This window comes from Arthrobacter sp. Y3221114, assembly GCF_059092625.1.
In genome coordinates this window covers 515,362-530,850 of record NZ_JBNHHW010000001.1, presented here as the reverse complement: position 1 = coordinate 530,850, position 15,489 = coordinate 515,362, and the positions used below count along the sequence as shown (strand labels likewise).

General features: G+C 69.0%; 14 protein-coding genes. 11 read left to right on the top strand and 3 right to left on the bottom strand.

Features of this window, described 5'->3' with window-relative positions; all coding sequences use genetic code 11:
* Positions 1-92: 92 nt before the first annotated feature.
* From thrS to pdxS, 4 genes are all read left to right on the top strand, one after another.
* Positions 93-2,105: a threonine--tRNA ligase gene (gene thrS, locus AC5RV3_RS02465; protein WP_494120763.1), complete on the top strand. Its 2,013-nt coding sequence runs from the start codon at positions 93-95 to the stop codon at positions 2,103-2,105.
* Positions 2,106-2,107: 2 nt separating this feature from the next.
* On the top strand, positions 2,108-2,686 hold the full coding sequence (locus AC5RV3_RS02460; RefSeq protein WP_494108882.1) for an HIT family protein: 579 nt from the start codon (positions 2,108-2,110) through the stop codon (positions 2,684-2,686).
* A 7-nt stretch (positions 2,687-2,693) separates the two neighbouring features.
* Positions 2,694-3,305, top strand: a complete 612-nt coding sequence (gene pgsA / locus AC5RV3_RS02455; RefSeq protein ID WP_493987096.1) for a phosphatidylinositol phosphate synthase — start codon at positions 2,694-2,696, stop codon at positions 3,303-3,305.
* A gap of 155 nt (positions 3,306-3,460) precedes the next feature.
* Complete coding sequence (pdxS, locus tag AC5RV3_RS02450; protein ID WP_494120762.1) at positions 3,461-4,375, top strand: pyridoxal 5'-phosphate synthase lyase subunit PdxS; 915 nt, start codon at positions 3,461-3,463, stop codon at positions 4,373-4,375.
* Positions 4,376-4,452: 77 nt separating this feature from the next.
* On the opposite strand, the gene AC5RV3_RS02445 is transcribed toward pdxS, so the two are convergent.
* Entirely contained in the window at positions 4,453-6,501 is a 2,049-nt protein-coding gene (locus AC5RV3_RS02445; protein WP_494120761.1) for a M3 family metallopeptidase, read from the bottom strand.
* Between the two features lie 102 nt (positions 6,502-6,603).
* On the opposite strand from AC5RV3_RS02445, the gene AC5RV3_RS02440 reads away from it, so the two are divergent.
* Both AC5RV3_RS02440 and AC5RV3_RS02435 read left to right on the top strand, forming a co-directional pair.
* The gene (locus AC5RV3_RS02440) at positions 6,604-7,914 is read left to right on the top strand and encodes a CapA family protein (protein ID WP_494120760.1); all 1,311 of its coding nucleotides are present in this window, start codon (positions 6,604-6,606) and stop codon (positions 7,912-7,914) included.
* Positions 7,915-8,026: 112 nt separating this feature from the next.
* Positions 8,027-9,277, top strand: a complete 1,251-nt coding sequence (locus AC5RV3_RS02435) for a CapA family protein (protein ID WP_494120759.1) — start codon at positions 8,027-8,029, stop codon at positions 9,275-9,277.
* 45 nt (positions 9,278-9,322) lie between these two features.
* On the opposite strand, the gene AC5RV3_RS02430 is transcribed toward AC5RV3_RS02435, so the two are convergent.
* Positions 9,323-10,045 carry a type 1 glutamine amidotransferase gene (locus AC5RV3_RS02430; RefSeq protein ID WP_494113774.1) on the bottom strand — a complete coding sequence of 241 codons (723 nt, stop codon included), beginning with the start codon at positions 10,043-10,045 and terminating at the stop codon, positions 9,323-9,325.
* Positions 10,045-11,337, bottom strand: coding sequence for a Mur ligase family protein (locus tag AC5RV3_RS02425; RefSeq protein WP_494120758.1), 1,293 nt, complete (start codon positions 11,335-11,337; stop codon positions 10,045-10,047). The genes AC5RV3_RS02430 and AC5RV3_RS02425 overlap by 1 nt, the downstream gene beginning before the upstream one ends.
* Positions 11,338-11,520: 183 nt before the next feature.
* On the opposite strand from AC5RV3_RS02425, the gene pdxT reads away from it, so the two are divergent.
* The 5 genes from pdxT to ruvB all read left to right on the top strand — a co-directional run bounded on the left by pdxT (position 11,521) and on the right by ruvB (position 15,409).
* The gene (gene pdxT / locus AC5RV3_RS02420) at positions 11,521-12,180 is read left to right on the top strand and encodes a pyridoxal 5'-phosphate synthase glutaminase subunit PdxT (protein ID WP_494121015.1); all 660 of its coding nucleotides are present in this window, start codon (positions 11,521-11,523) and stop codon (positions 12,178-12,180) included.
* Positions 12,181-12,182: 2 nt separating this feature from the next.
* Complete coding sequence (locus tag AC5RV3_RS02415) at positions 12,183-12,938, top strand: YebC/PmpR family DNA-binding transcriptional regulator (protein WP_494113776.1); 756 nt, start codon at positions 12,183-12,185, stop codon at positions 12,936-12,938.
* Positions 12,939-12,964: 26 nt separating this feature from the next.
* Positions 12,965-13,525, top strand: a complete 561-nt coding sequence (gene ruvC / locus AC5RV3_RS02410) for a crossover junction endodeoxyribonuclease RuvC (RefSeq protein ID WP_494113777.1) — start codon at positions 12,965-12,967, stop codon at positions 13,523-13,525.
* 161 nt (positions 13,526-13,686) lie between these two features.
* The gene (gene ruvA / locus AC5RV3_RS02405; RefSeq protein WP_494113778.1) at positions 13,687-14,322 is read left to right on the top strand and encodes a Holliday junction branch migration protein RuvA; all 636 of its coding nucleotides are present in this window, start codon (positions 13,687-13,689) and stop codon (positions 14,320-14,322) included.
* Position 14,323: 1 nt separating this feature from the next.
* Entirely contained in the window at positions 14,324-15,409 is a 1,086-nt protein-coding gene (ruvB, locus tag AC5RV3_RS02400; protein WP_494120757.1) for a Holliday junction branch migration DNA helicase RuvB, read from the top strand.
* Positions 15,410-15,489: the final 80 nt, after the last annotated feature.

Here is a 15,489-nt window from a genome sequence, read left to right as displayed (position 1 = left end):
GGGCTTCGCGTCAGCGGATACGATCGTAGAGGCTTGCAGCGCCCAAGTATGTCGCTGCAGTAACGGCTTACATCCACCATAAGGAGACCTCTGTGTCAGCGCCCCAGAACATCACCCTCATCGTCGACGGCGAAGAGAACCAGGTGACCGAGGGCACGACGGGAGCCGACCTTTACGGCGCCCGGCGGGAGGTCGTCGTCGTCCGCGTCGACGGCGAACTGAAGGACCTGGACCAGCCGATCCCGGCCGGGGCCAAGGTCGAAGCCGTGACCATCGACTCTCCCGACGGACTCAACGTGCTGCGCCACTCCACCGCGCACGTGATGGCCCAGGCCGTCCAGCAGCTGCGGAAGGACTCCAAGCTCGGGATCGGCCCGTACATCACCGACGGTTTCTACTTCGACTTCGACGTCGATGAGCCCTTCACCCCGGAGGACCTGAAGCAGCTGGAGAAGATGATGCTCAAGATCGTCAACTCCAACCAGCGCTTCGTCCGCCGCGCCGTCTCCGAGACCGAAGCGCTCGCCGAGATGGCGGGGGAGCCGTACAAGGAGGAGCTGATCGGGCTCAAGGGCCACTCCGACGAGGCCGGCGAGGGCGCCAGCATCGAAGTGGGTGCCGGCGAGCTGACCATTTACGACAACGTGGACGCCAAGAGCGGCGAAGTGGTCTGGAAGGACCTCTGCCGCGGGCCGCACCTGCCCAACACCAAGCTGATCTCCAACGCCTATGCGCTGACCCGCTCGGCCGCCGCCTACTGGCGGGGCAACGAAAAGAACAAGCAGCTGCAGCGGATCTACGGCACCGCCTGGCCCACCAAGGAAGACCTGAAGGCCTACCAGGAGAGGCTGGCCGAGGCAGAGCGCCGCGACCACCGCCGGGTGGGTGCCGAACTGGACCTGTTCTCCTTCCCGGATGAACTCGGCTCCGGCCTGCCCGTCTTCCACCCGAAGGGCGGCATCGTCCGCAAGGCGATGGAGGATTACTCGCGGCAGCGGCACACCGAGGCGGGCTACGAATTCGTCTACACCCCGCACATCACCAAGAGCAACCTGTACGAGGTCTCCGGCCACCTGGACTGGTACCGGGACGGGATGTTCCCTCCCATGCATGTGGACGAGACCCGCGATCCCGAAACCAACGAGGTCGTCAAGCCCGGCCAGGACTACTACCTGAAGCCGATGAACTGCCCGATGCACAACCTGATTTTCCGCTCGCGCGGCAGGTCCTACCGCGAGCTGCCGCTGCGGTTGTTCGAGTTCGGCTCCGTCTACCGTTACGAAAAGTCCGGCGTTGTCCACGGCCTGACCCGCGTGCGGGGCATGACCCAGGACGACGCGCATATCTACTGCACCCGCGAGCAGATGAAGGACGAGCTGACCACCACGCTCAACTTCGTGCTGGACCTGCTCAAGGACTATGGGCTCGACGACTTCTTCCTGGAGCTCTCCACCAAGGACCCGGAGAAGTACGTGGGCTCCGACGACGTGTGGGACGAGGCCACCCGCACCCTGGCCGAGGTCGCCGAGGCGTCCGGCCTGGAACTGGTGCCGGACCCGGGCGGAGCGGCCTTCTACGGCCCCAAGATTTCGGTACAGGCCCGCGACGCGATCGGCCGGAGCTGGCAGATGTCCACCATCCAGCTGGACTTCAACCTGCCCGAGCGGTTCGAACTCGAATACCAGGCAGCCGACGGCAGCCGCCAGCGCCCGGTGATGATCCACCGCGCCCTGTTCGGCTCGGTGGAGCGCTTCATGGGCCTGCTGATCGAGCACTACGCCGGCGCCTTCCCGGCCTGGCTGGCGCCGGTCCAGGTGGTCGGCATCCCGGTGGCGGAGGCGTTCAACGACTACATGCTGGAGATCGTGGCCAAGCTGCGGGCCCAGGGCATCCGCGCCGAAGCCGACCTGGGCTCGGACCGCTTCCCGAAGAAGATCCGAACCGCCAGCAAGGACAAGGTTCCGTTCGTGCTGATCGCCGGCGGGGAGGACGCCGAAGCCGGAGCCGTCTCCTTCCGCTTCCGCGACGGCAGCCAGGACAACGGCATTCCGGTGGACGAGGCAGTGTCCCGAATCGTGCAGGCCGCGGCCAGGCGCGGCAACTGACGATGGCCGAGACGACCGAAGCCATGACCGACCGGACCGGCGATGAGGTGACGGACGGCTTTGAGCTGCCCGGCGTGCCGGATGCCTTCCAGCGGCTCTGGACGCCGCACCGCATGGCGTACGTCAAGGGCGGCCAGGGCCAGTTCAAGAACAAGGACGAGTGCCCGTTCTGCATGGCTCCGGCCCGCCCGGACGAGGAATCGCTGATCGTCCACCGCGGCGAGTTCGCCTACGTGGTGCTCAACCTGTTTCCGTACAACCCCGGGCACCTGCTGGTCTGCCCGTACCGCCACGTGCCCGACTACACGGACATCACCGCGGAGGAGACAGCCGAGTTCGCCGAGCTGACCCAGACGGCAATGCGGGTCCTGCGGAAGGTGGCAAACCCCAGCGGCTTCAACCTGGGGATGAACCAGGGTGCGGCCGGGGGCGCAGGGGTCGCGGCGCACCTGCACCAGCACGTGGTGCCCAGGTGGGGCGGCGACGGGAATTTCTTCCCGATCATCGCGCAGACCAAGGCGATCACCGAGACCCTGGATGAGGTCCGCAAGCAGGTAGCCCAAGCCTGGCCGGCACGGTAGCGCGGCGATGCTCAACAAGTACGCGCGCGGATTCTTCGGAAAACTGTTCACGCCGCTGGCCCGTGCCCTGATCCGGATGGGTGTCTCGCCCGACGCCGTCACCATCGTGGGCACCCTCGGGGTCTCCGTGGGGGCGCTCGTGTTCTACCCGCTCGGGGAGCTGTTCTGGGGAACGGTCTTCATCACGGCGTTCGTCTTCTCCGACATGGTGGACGGCCTGATGGCCCGCATGCTGGAGCGCAACAGCCGCTGGGGCAACTTCCTGGACTCCACCCTCGACCGGCTGGCCGACGGCGCGGTGTTCGCCGGCGTGGCCATCTGGTTCTTCACCGGCGGGGACAACCTGGCCATCGCCGTCTCCGCACTCGTCTGCCTGCTGCTGGGCTCGCTGGTCTCCTACGCGCGGGCCAAGGCGGAATCGCTTGGCTGTACCGCCGCCGTGGGCCTGGCCGAACGCTCCGAACGCCTTGTATCCGTCCTGGTCTTCACCGGCCTGACCGGACTGGGCCTGCCGGAAGTGGTCCTGCTGGTGGTCCTGGTGCTGCTGGCCGCCGCCAGCCTGCTGACCGTGGCCCAGCGGATCCTGGCCGTATACCGGCAGACACAGCAAACCGCCTGATCCGCCCGGGGCCGCGGGCCGCCCGGACCGCCGCGGTCCCCGACGGACGACGGCCCGCACCGGACGGCCAGGAAGGTTACGTCATCGGTGACCCTGCGCGCCGGGCCGGACGTATGATGAGATGTACGTTTCCTACCGACTCCTAGGGGCTTTTAGTGTCCAGCAGTGAAGAAACTTCAACTCACGCCCCCGTAACCGGCAGCAGCCGGGTCAAGCGGGGCATGGCCGAGATGTTGAAGGGCGGCGTCATCATGGACGTCGTGACCCCCGAACAAGCCCGCATCGCCGAAGACGCCGGTGCCGTGGCCGTGATGGCCCTCGAGCGCGTTCCGGCGGATATCCGCGCCCAGGGCGGCGTGTCCCGGATGAGCGATCCGGACATGGTCGACGGCATCATCGAAGCCGTCTCCATCCCGGTGATGGCCAAGGCCCGCATCGGCCACTTCGTCGAGGCGCAGGTGCTGCAGTCCCTCGGCGTGGATTACATCGACGAGTCCGAGGTGCTGACCCCGGCCGACTACACCAACCACATCGACAAGTGGAACTTCACCGTTCCCTTCGTCTGCGGCGCCACCAACCTGGGCGAGGCCCTGCGCCGCATCAACGAAGGCGCGGCCATGATCCGCTCCAAGGGCGAAGCCGGCACCGGCGACGTCTCCAACGCCACCACCCACATGCGCCAGATCCGCGCCGAGATCAAGCGCCTGTCGGCGATGCCCGAAGACGAGCTGTACGTGGCGGCGAAGGAACTGCAGGCCCCGTACGAACTGGTCAAGGAAATCGCCGCGACCGGGAAGCTGCCGGTGGTGCTGTTCACCGCCGGCGGCATCGCCACCCCGGCCGACGCCGCGATGATGATGCAGCTGGGAGCCGACGGAGTGTTCGTCGGCTCGGGCATCTTCAAGTCCGGCAACCCGGCCGAGCGCGCCGCCGCGATCGTCAAGGCCACCACCTTCCACGACGACCCGGACGTCATCGCCAAGGTCTCGCGCGGCCTGGGCGAGGCCATGGTCGGCATCAACGTGGACGACATCCCGCAGCCGCACCGCCTCGCCGAGCGCGGCTGGTAAACACCGACGACGGCGAACGCCCGGTCCCGCACGAAAGTGCGGCGCCGGGCGTTCGCCGATAACCGACGTCCCCGCCGTTACCGGAGGTCCCCGCGGCCTGCCGGGGCACTGCTCTCCCGGTCGAGCCCGCGCCGGGCCAGCAGCGGCGCCAGGTCCGCGTCCCGGCCGCGGAAGCTCCGGAAGGCCTGCAGTGGATCCATGCTGTTGCCCCGCGAGAGCAGTTCGCGGCGGAAGCGGTCCCCGTTGCTGCGCTGCAGCCCGCCGTTTTCCGCGAACCAGGCCACGGTATCGGCGTCCAGGATTTCGCTCCAGATGTAGGAGTAGTAGCCCGCCGCGTAGCCGCCGGCGAAAATGTGCTTGAAGTAGCCGGTGCGGTAGCGCGGCGGGACCAGGGGCAGGTCGATTCCGGCATCGGCCAGTGCCTGGCGTTCGAAGGCCAGCGGATCCTCGACCCGCTGCCCGGCGGCCAGGCTGTGCCAGGCCAGGTCGAGCACGCACGCGGCCAGGTACTCGGTGGTGGCGAAGCCTTCGCCCCACAGCTGCGCAGCCTTGATGCGGTCCACTGCCTCCCGCGGCAGCGGCTCGCCGGTCAGGTGGTGCCTGGCGTAGTTGCCGACAACCTCCGGTTCCAGCATCCACATCTCGTTGACCTGCGACGGGTATTCCACGAAGTCCCTGGGCACGTTGGTGCCCGAGAGGCTGGGGTATGTCACGCGGGAGAGCAGGCCGTGCAGCGCATGGCCGAATTCGTGGAAAAGCGTCACCACGTTGTCGTAGCTGAGCAGGGCCGGCTCGCCGGGAGCGGGCTGCGGGATGTTCAGGTTGTTCATGACCACGGCCCGCTGTCCCAGCAAGCGGGACTGCTCGACCAGCGAATCCATCCAGGCTCCGCCGTTCTTAGTGTCCCGGGTATGGAAGTCGCCGATGAACAGGCCCAGCCGGGCGCCGTCGTCGTCCATCACTTCCCAGATCCGCGCCTGCTCATGGTAGGCGGTGAGGTCCGGGCGTGCTTCGAACCGCAGTCCGTACAACCGGTTCGCGGCGAAGAAGACGCCGTCGGCGAGCACGCGTTCGAGCTCGAAGTACTGCCGCAGCCCGGCCAGGTCCACGCTGTAGTCGCGGCGGCGCACCGCCTCCGAATAGAAGGCCCAGTCCCACGGTTCGAGGGGGTAGCCGGCCGCCTCGGCGAGGAGCTCCGCCTCGGCGCGGGCGTTGGCGACGGCGGGCGGGACCAGGCGCGCCAGCATGTCCTGCACCGCCGCGAGCGAGGGCGCCGTCTGCCCGTCCAGCACATACTCGGCGTGATTGGCGTAGCCCAGCAGTGCGGCCCGCTCGGCCCGCAGCTCCGCCGTGCGGGCCGCCAGCTCCAGCGTCCTGTTGCCGGCTTCGCTGCGGCCCACCGATGCCTCGTGCAGGCGACGGCGGGTGCAGCGGTCGGTGAGCGTTTCCAGCGACGGCTGGGCGGTTGGCAGGGTCAGCGCCAGCAGCCATCCGTCCCCGTAACCGGCGTCCCGCGCCGCCAGCTCCGCGGCGGCCAGGTCGTCGTCGGCGAGCCCGGCCAGTTGCCCGCGGTCGGTGACATGCACGGCGGCGGCATTGCCTGCGGCGAGCAGCTCCCGCGAATACTCCGCGTCCAGTTCCGACAGTTCCACGTTCATCGCCCGCAGCCGCTCCTGGTCCGCCGGCGGAAGCTGGGCGCCGGCCCGGCGGAACTTCTTGCGCAGCTCGGTGAGCAGGCGCAGGTCTTCGCCCTCGAGGCCTTCTGCGGTTTCGTCGACCGCCGAGACCCGCCGGTAGAGAGACGCATGCAGGTAGATGTTGTCCCGGTGGGCGGCCCGCTGCGGGGCCATCTGCCGCTGCACCTCCATCACGTGGTCGGTGGCGTCCGCGGCGGCGAAGTTGTCCAGCACGGCGCTCACCCGGTACAGCATGCGGCCGGACCGCTCGAAGGCGACGGCGGTGTTCTCGAAGGTTGCCGGCGCCGGGTTGGCCGCGATCGCCTCGATGTCCGCCAGCTGCTCGCGGAAGCCGGCCTCGAACGCCGCCGGATAGTGTTCCGGGCGGATCGCGGCGAAATCGGGCAGCTCATAGGGGAGGAGACTGGGTTCCAGGAAGGGGTTGGCCATGCCACCACTGTGCCACGGGTGCCCGGCGTCTTCGCCGTATTGGCCGCGGGCACGCCGACGCGCCGCCGTGAGCCACGCCACGTCCGGACTTACACTTGCGGCATGAACAGGCAGCCGCCCGAGGGGACGGGGCTCCCGGTGTGGACCAGGCGGGCCGCGGTTGCGCTGGGGGCGGCAACCGCGGTCCTCGCGCTGGCCACCGGCTGCGGGGTAGTGGCCGACGGCGCGGGCCGGTCCGGGGTGCCCCCCGGCCAGTCCACGCCCTCCGGCCGGGGCACGCCGGGTCCGTCGCGGGACGCTGCCGGCCGGCCCGCCACGGCCACCGCCGCACCCGCGGAGGAACCGACCCACGGCGCCGCGGCCGGCTGCCCGACGCTGCGCTGCGCGTCGGTGCTGGTGACCGGGGACATGCTGGTGCACGCCGGACTGTGGGAACAGGCCGCGGCCGACGCGGCGGAGACCGGCAACGGGCCGATGGACTTCGAACCCCTGCTCGAGGGACAGCGCGCGTACCTCGAACGCAGCGATCTGGCGATCTGCCACCTGGAGACACCGGTCGCCCACGAGAACGGGCCGTACTCCGGCTATCCGTCCTTTAACGTGCCGCCGCACATCCTGGATGCCGCCAAGGCGGTGGGATACGACGCCTGCACCACGGCCAGCAACCACACCCTCGACCAGGGGACGGCCGGGCTGGAGCGCACGCTGGAGGCCCTGGACGACCGTGGGCTGGAGCACACCGGGTCCTACCGGAACCGGTCGGATGCGGGCGAGCCGCTGATCCTGGCGGCCGACGGCGCGGACATCGCCGTGATCACCGGCACGTACGGGCACAACGGGCTGCCGCCCGAACACCCCTGGCAGGTGGACATGCTGGACGCCGACGCGATGATCGGCAGGGCCAGGGAAGCCCGCGGGCGCGGCGCAGACATCGTGCTGGGCGCCATGCATGCCGGCGACGAGTATGCGTCTGTCCCCAGCGCGCAGCAGGAAGAGGTGGCCCACGCCCTGGCGGACAGCGGCGAGTTCACCCTCATCTACGGCCACCACACCCACTCGGTGCTGCCGATCGAAAAGTACCGCGGCACGTGGATCGCCTATGGCCTGGGCAACGGCGTCACCGAACTGTCGCCGTGGTACGAGGTGAACAACGAAGGCCTGCTGCTGCGCGCCCAGTTCAGTGAAGGCATCGACGGCGGGTGGCTGGTCAGCGACCTGGCGTGGGCGCCCAGCCTGATCACCGCCAGCCCGTTCCGCTGGTGCTCGGTGGCCGCGGACAGGCCGCAGGGCGTCTGTGCGTCGAAGCGTGCGGATGCAGCGTCGCGTAAGCGGACCAAGACCACGGTGGAATCGATGGGCGCTGCCGGGCACGGCGCCCACGAACTGCTGATTACCCGGGAACGGGACCACTAGCGTGGCCGGCATCCCGTCGGCGGAGGCCGGCCCGCGGGAAGGGCGCCCGGCATCGTACCCGGCGGACCATCGCCCAGCCGGGACGAGGACGCCCCTCACGGGGGCGGCGGGCGTGGCCATCGCGGCCCTGCTCCTGGCCGGCTGCAGCCCGGGAGGGCAGACGGGCGCCCCGCCCGGAACGGGGCCGGCGGTGCCCTCCGTCTCCGGCCTGCCGGGCAGCGGTGGCACGGGGGAGGCTCCTCCGTCGTCCTCCACACCGGCGCCCGCCCCGAAGCCGGCGGTGACAGCCGGAGCGGGCCCGGATTGTCCGGGAATCCGCTGCGCAACCGTTGCCCTCACCGGCGACCTGCTGCTGCATGAGCCGCTCTGGGAGCAGGCGGGCGCGGACGCCCGGCAGACCGGGAAGGGGGCCTTGGACTTCGAGCCGATGCTGGCCGCCCAGGAGCAGTACCTGGACACCGCGGACCTGGCCGTCTGCCAGCTGGAAACTCCGGTGGCCGCGGACGACGGACCGTACTCCGGCTACCCGGCGTTCAACGCGCCGCCGCAGATCCTCGACGCCGCCACCGCCGTGGGCTACGACGCCTGCACCACGGCCAGCAATCACGCGTTCGACCACGGCACCGCCGGCCTGGACCGGACCCTGGACGCGCTGGACGCGCGCGGCCTGGAACACACCGGCTCGTACCGCAGCGCGGCCGAGGCCGAGGACGTGCTGGTCCTGCACACCCCGGCCGCACGGATCGCGGTCATCACCGGCACGTTCTCCCTGAACGGGCTCGTGCCGGACCGGCCGTGGCAGGTGGACATGCTGGATCCCCAGACCATGATCGCCAAGGCCAGGAAGGCCCGGGCGCTGGGCGCGGACATCGTCCTGGGAGCGGTCCATGCCGGGGACGAATACACCGACTACGCCAGCCCGGCACAGCAGGAGGCCGCCCACGCGCTGGCCGACAGCGGCGAGTTCTCCTTGGTGTACGGGCACCACAGCCACTCCGTCCAGCCGATGGAGCGCCACAACGGCACCTGGATCGCCTACGGGCTGGGCAACACCATTGCCGCCCATGCAACGCCGGACATCCTCAACACCGAGGGCTTGATGGTCCGGGCCCAGTTCAGCCAGGCCGACGAGGGAGGTGCCTGGGACGTGGCGCGGCTGGACTGGCTGCCGGCCACGTTCGACGGACCCGGGCACCGCTGGTGCCCGGTGGCCGCCGATGCGCTGGAAGCAGCCGCGAAGTCCGGCGAATGGTGCGTGTCCGAACAGGCGGACGCGGCCAGCCGGCAACGGATCAAGGCGACCGTCGAGTCGATGGGTGCCCCGACGGACATCGCCCGCGAGTGGCTGCTCAGCGGAGAATGACGCCGCCTTCCGGCGGCTGAACCGCCGTGGCGCCGGCCGGCTGCGTCAGCGCGGGCGGGCGGCTGCGTCGGCGCGGGCTTCGGCCTCATGCGGGATGTCCAGCGCCACGTCGTTGAAGCTGCCGTAGCGCCGCTCGGCGGCGTGCCGGATCAGGTAGTCGGCGACGGCCGGGTTCTTGGGCAGCAGCGAACCGTGCAGGTAGGTGGCAACGACGTTGTGGTAGCGGGCCCCCTCGGTGCCGTCGGTGCCGTTGTTGCCCTGGCCTTTGGCCACCCGTCCGAACGGCCGGACGTCGCTGCCGAGGGTGGTCAGTCCGCTGTGGTTCTCGTACCCGATGATGGTGCCGAACTCGCTGCTTTCGAGCACGGTATTGCCGATCAGCCGGACGGGCCCGCCCACGGTTTCGGCATCCAGCAGCCCGATGCCGGTGATGACCTCGCCGGTGTGGGTGGTGAACCGGTGGCCGAACAGCTGGTACAGGCCGCAGACGGCCAGCATCGGCAGGCCGTCCTCGGCCAGCTCCCGCAGCCGGCCGCCCTGGGCCAGCAGGTCGGCCTGGATCTTGTTCTGGCCGGAGTCCTGGCCGCCGCCGCCCACGATCAGGTCCACCTGCTCCGGGAACGCGTCGCCGGGGTTGTACTCGTGCAGCCGGACGTCGTAGCCGCGCAGCTGAAGGCGCCTGCGCAGCACCAGGACGTTGCCCCAGTCGCCGTAGATGTTCATGTCCCGCGGGTACAACTGGAGCAGGTCGATAACAGGGGCGTCCATCAGGAGACCACTTCCACTTCGGTCAGTTTGCCGAGCTCGCGGCGCAGCGCCAGCATGGCGGTGTAGGTGCAGTAGATGCGCTTCGGCGTATCCGGATCGCCCGCAATGAACCGTTGCAGCGAGGCGTTCAGGTCCGTGTCCACCCGGCCCACCGGAACGTCCTCATAGAAGAGGCGCAGGCCCATGTCGCGCGCCCGGACCCCGGAGACCTCGGCCACGCCGGTGTCCCGCAGCGAATCGAAGTCGACGTCCCACAGCCAGGACATGTCCCGCCCGTCGGCGTAGTTGTCGTTGATGGCGATCATGGTCCGGTAGCCGGCGGCGGGGAAGGACTTCAAGGCCAGCCGGAAGCCGGCCGGGTTCTTCACCAGCACCAGGTCCAGCGGCTGGCCGTTGACGGTCAGCGATTCGCCGCGGCCAAAGGCCGGGGTGACGTTCTCCAGCGAGGCCAGCAGCGCCGGCTCGTCCACGGCGGGACCCAACACGGTCCGCGCCAGCACCATCGCCGCGGCGGCATTGAACACGTTGTAGACGCCGGTCAGCTTCAGCTCGACCTCGATCGCGCGTCCGTCCAGCTGGAAGGTTGCGGCGGCCCCTTCACAGGCCGACAGCACGACGTCGGCGCTCGGCCGGTCGCCTTCGGCGGCGGTGGCGGCGGAGGGGCCGGCAGACGCGGTCCGCATCTCGTCGTCGTGCGGGAACATGTGGCGCAGCTGGGGTGCCAGGCCGAAGTATTCGATCCGCGGCGCCGCCACGGCGCCGGCCAGTGCCGCAATGCGCGGGTCCTCACGGTTGAGTACCACCGCCTCAGTCGTCGCGGCGGCAATCTGCCGGAGGAATCCCGCAGTCGTTTCGATTTCGCCGAAGCGGTCCAACTGGTCGCGCATGACGTTGAGCAGCAGGCTGTAGCGCGGGGCCACCAGTTTGACGAAGTGAACCGCGTGGGCCTCGTCCAGCTCCAACACGGCGATATCCGCGTCCAGCCGGCCCCGGGCGTCCGAGTCGCCCAGCACGGACGCAACCACGCCGCGGGTGAAGTTGCTGCCCGTGCGGTTCGTGAACACCTTCAGGCCCTGGCCCTGGAGCAGCTCCACCACCATCTTGGTGGTAGTGGTCTTGCCGTTCGTTCCGCTGATCACCACGACGCCGCGCGGCAGCGTGCCGAGCGTGCGCGGCAGGAACTGCGGATCGATTTTTTCGGCCACCAGGCCGGGCAGTGCGGAACCGCCGCCGCGGAGCCTGGCTACCGCCTTTACGGCCTTTCCGGCAACGGTCGCAAGGAGGTGTCGCATGAGTAGAGACTATACAAGCCGCCGGGGTCGGGGCACCGCCGGCTCCCGGTTAATGGTGTCGGGTCCCACAGCGCCGGCGCGCACCGTTTAACGCTGCCGGACCGGTTGGCACTACTGTTTTTCCGTACGGCCGCCACGTCGGGCGGCCCGCTGCCGAACTTTCGAGGAACCGTCACCGTGGTCATGATTGGTGTGCTTGCCCTGCAGGGCGATGTCCGCGAACATCTATCCGTCCTGGAACACAGCGGTGCCCAGGCGGTGCCGGTGCGCCGGCCGCGGGAATTGGACGCCGTGGACGGCCTGGTCATCCCGGGCGGTGAATCCACCACGATTGACAAGCTCACCCGCATTTTCGAGCTGGCCGACCCGCTCAAGAGGCGGATCGAGGCGGGAATGCCGGTCTACGGTTCCTGCGCGGGCATGATCATGCTCGCCCGGGAGATTGCCGATCCGGCCACGGACCTGAAGGGCGAGCCCCAGCAGACGCTGGGCGGCCTGGACATTACGGTGCGGCGAAATGCCTTCGGCCGGCAGCGTGAATCGTTCGAGTCCAACCTGGACTTCCACGGCCTGGAGTTCAGTGCGGCGTCTCCCGGCCAGGACGCGGCGCCGGTACACGCCGTGTTCATCCGGGCGCCGTGGGTGGAACGCGTGGGCAAGGACGTGGAGGTCCTGGCCACCGTCGAGCCGGAGGAGGCCTCCCACACCGATACTTTGCACGGGACAGCTAGAATAGTGGCAGTGCGTTCGCGGCATTTGCTGGCGACATCCTTCCACCCGGAGATTACGGGGGAGCGCCGCATCCACGAACTTTTCATCCGCATCGTCAGAGGAGAGGCGTAAGCATGGCCGGACACTCCAAGTGGGCAACCACCAAGCACAAGAAGGCCGTGATCGACGCCAGGCGTGCCAAGTCGTTCGCGAAGCTGATCAAGAACATCGAAGTGGCGGCCCGCAACGGGGGAGCGGACATGTCCGGCAACCCCGCGCTGGAACTGGCCGTCCAAAAAGCCAAGAAGACCTCGGTCCCCAACGACAACATCGACCGCGCGGTCAAGCGCGGCGCCGGCCTGACCGGCGAAACGGTGGACTACAGCGAAATCATCTACGAGGCCCGCGGGCCGCAGGGCTCAGCCGTGCTGATCGAGTGCCTCACCGACAACAAGAACCGGGCCGCCTCCGAGGTTCGCCTGGCCATCACCCGCAACGGCGGCACCGTTGCCGACCCCGGGTCGGTGTCCTACATGTTCTCCCGCAAGGGCGTGGTGTCCCTGCCCGCGAACGGGCTCACGGAAGACGACCTCCTGATGGCGGTGCTGGAAGCCGGCGCGGAGGAAGTCAAAGTGCAGGGCGACAACTTCGAGGTCCACACCGATCCCACGGACCTTCGCGGCGTCGTGGCCGCACTGGAAGAGGCCGGCATCGAGTACGAAACCGATGAAATCGAGTTCGTCTCCTCGATGGCCGTCGATCTCGACGCGGACGCGGCCCGGAAGTTTATGAAATTGGTGGATGCGCTCGAGGACCTGGACGACGTCCAGAACGTCTACTCCAACGCCGACATCAGTGCGGATGTCCTCGCCGAAATCGAGAACGACTGACACCGGTCCGGCCGGCGGCACCAGCCATGCGCGTGCTGGGAGTGGACCCGGGCCTAACCCGCTGCGGCCTGGGTGTGGTCGACATTGAACCGAACCGCCGCTCCTCGCTGGTCGACGTCGGGGTGGTCGGGACCACCCCGGACATGCCGCTGGAGCTGCGCCTGCTTAAGATCGCCGACGCCATCGACGAATGGCTCGACGCGCACACGCCGGACGTGCTCGCCGTCGAACGCGTTTTCAGCCAGACCAATGTCAGCACGGTGATGGGCACCGCCCAGGCGTCCGGCGTGGTCATAGCGGCGGCAGCACGGCGGGGGATCGCCGTCGCGCTGCACACCCCTACCGAAGTGAAAGCGGCGGTCACCGGCAACGGGCAGGCGGACAAAGCCGCCGTGACCAAGATGGTGACACGGATCCTTCGGCTGGACACCCCGCCGCGACCGGCCGACGCCGCTGACGCCTTGGCGTTGGCAATCACCCATGCCTGGCGCGGCGGGGCAGCGAAACCGGCTGCCGGCGGCGGGATGACGGCGGCCCAGAGGCTCTGGGCGGAGGCCGAAGCAAAGGCCAAGCGGAACCGCCGCTGACCTGTCGCCTGCGGCTGAAGGCACACGGTGCCGCGGTGTGGCGGTCGCCGGTAATGTCTGCGCTGCCCCGTAAGCTATTCGTAGATATGTTCGGACAATCCGCCCGCCGTGCTGCTAGCGGGCGGACTCCGGGCCGCAGGCCGGAATTGGGAGTTGAGTTCATGATTAGCTCGTTGCGCGGCGTCGTCGCCCACGTGGGATTGCAATCGGCCGTGATCGACGTCAACGGATTCGGCATGCTCGTCCAGGCGACGCCGCAGACCCTGGGCACGCTGTTCGTGGGGCGGGAGGCCGAACTGGCCACCACCATGATTGTCCGCGAAGACGCCATGACGCTGTTCGGCTTCGAGGACGCGGCGCAACGGGAAGTTTTCGAAACCCTCATCTCGGTCAGCGGGGTCGGTCCGAGGCTGGGCCTGGCGGCGCTGTCGGTGCACTCGCCCGAAGCCCTGAGGGTTGCCGCCGCGGAGGGGGACAGCAAGGCGTTCACCAAGGTTCCGGGCATCGGGCCGAAGCTCGCCGGCCGGATCGTGCTGGAGCTGGCCGGGAAGCTGATCCCCACCGGCGAGCAGGCCCCCCGGCAGACGGGCGGCTGGAAGGGACAGGTGCAGGAGGCACTGGCGGGCCTGGGCTGGTCGGAGAAGGACGCCGCCGCGGCGGTGGACATCACCGCGGAGGAAAATCCGGAGGCGGCGGCAGCGGGCAATGTGGGCGATTTGCTGCGCCTGACCCTGCGCAGGCTGGGCCAGGACGGTGCCCGGACGGGCTCGGCGCGGCGGACCGCGGGAGTGAACTAGCGTGGCAGAGGATTCCGAGAACAACCGGCTGGTCTCCAACACGTCGGAAACCGAAGAACGCGCGATCGAGTCGGCGCTGCGGCCCAAGAACCTGGACGATTTCGTGGGCCAGGCCAGGGTCCGCCAGCAGCTGTCGCTGGTGCTGGAAGCTTCCCGGATCCGCGAACGCACGGCCGACCACGTCCTGCTGTCCGGCCCGCCCGGGCTGGGCAAGACCACGCTGGCCATGATCATTGCCGCGGAAATGAACGCGCCGCTGCGCATCAGCTCGGGACCGGCGATTCAGCACGCGGGCGACCTGGCGGCGATCCTGTCGTCGCTGACCGAAGGGGAGATCTTCTTCCTGGATGAGATCCACCGGATGTCGCGGCCGGCGGAGGAAATGCTCTACATGGCGATGGAGGACTTCCGGGTGGACATCGTGGTGGGCAAGGGCGCCGGCGCCACCGCCATCCCGCTCGACCTGCCGCCGTTCACCCTCGTCGGGGCCACAACCCGGGCCGGGCTGCTGCCGGGTCCGCTGCGCGACCGCTTCGGCTTCACCGGGCACTTGGAGTTCTACGCCGTCGCGGAGCTTGAACTGGTGCTTCGCCGCTCGGCCATGCTGCTGGACCTCAAGGTGAGTTCGGCGGGCTTCGCCGAGATTGCCGGACGCTCCCGCGGCACTCCCCGCATCGCCAACCGGTTGCTGCGCCGCGTGCGGGACTGGGCCCTCGTGCACAAGATCGAGGAGATCGATGCGCGTGCGGCAGCGGCTGCGCTGGATATGTACGAAGTCGACGAACGGGGACTGGACCGGCTGGACCGGGCGGTGCTGACCGCACTGATTACCAAGTTCGGCGGAGGACCCGTGGGCCTGTCCACCCTGGCCATAGCCGTCGGCGAGGAAACCGAGACGGTGGAGACGGTGGCCGAGCCCTATTTGGTCCGCGAAGGGCTGCTGGGCCGGACGCCGCGCGGACGAATCGCCACCGCCGCCGCCTGGCAACACCTGGGGCTGGCGGTGCCGGATCATCTGGCCGCGGGACAGACCGAAGACCTGCTCTCGGAACTGCTGGAGCCGGACACGGATTTCGCCGAAAACTGAAGCTTGACCGTGTAAGGGCCGTCACCGCGTAGAATGGTAGGAACGTGCGGAGTGCGCCGTTCCTCGCGGGACGCGGCAGG

Coding starts and splice junctions, on each gene's coding strand:
- AC5RV3_RS02460 (WP_494108882.1), top strand. CDS start 2,108: ATGGCCGAGACGACCGAAGCCATGACCGACCGGACCGGCGATGAGGTG.
- pgsA (WP_493987096.1), top strand. CDS start 2,694: ATGCTCAACAAGTACGCGCGCGGATTCTTCGGAAAACTGTTCACGCCG.
- AC5RV3_RS02445 (WP_494120761.1), bottom strand. CDS start 6,501: ATGGCCAACCCCTTCCTGGAACCCAGTCTCCTCCCCTATGAGCTGCCC.
- AC5RV3_RS02440 (WP_494120760.1), top strand. CDS start 6,604: ATGAACAGGCAGCCGCCCGAGGGGACGGGGCTCCCGGTGTGGACCAGG.
- AC5RV3_RS02430 (WP_494113774.1), bottom strand. CDS start 10,045: ATGGACGCCCCTGTTATCGACCTGCTCCAGTTGTACCCGCGGGACATG.
- AC5RV3_RS02425 (WP_494120758.1), bottom strand. CDS start 11,337: ATGCGACACCTCCTTGCGACCGTTGCCGGAAAGGCCGTAAAGGCGGTA.
- pdxT (WP_494121015.1), top strand. CDS start 11,521: ATGATTGGTGTGCTTGCCCTGCAGGGCGATGTCCGCGAACATCTATCC.
- AC5RV3_RS02415 (WP_494113776.1), top strand. CDS start 12,183: ATGGCCGGACACTCCAAGTGGGCAACCACCAAGCACAAGAAGGCCGTG.
- ruvC (WP_494113777.1), top strand. CDS start 12,965: ATGCGCGTGCTGGGAGTGGACCCGGGCCTAACCCGCTGCGGCCTGGGT.
- ruvA (WP_494113778.1), top strand. CDS start 13,687: ATGATTAGCTCGTTGCGCGGCGTCGTCGCCCACGTGGGATTGCAATCG.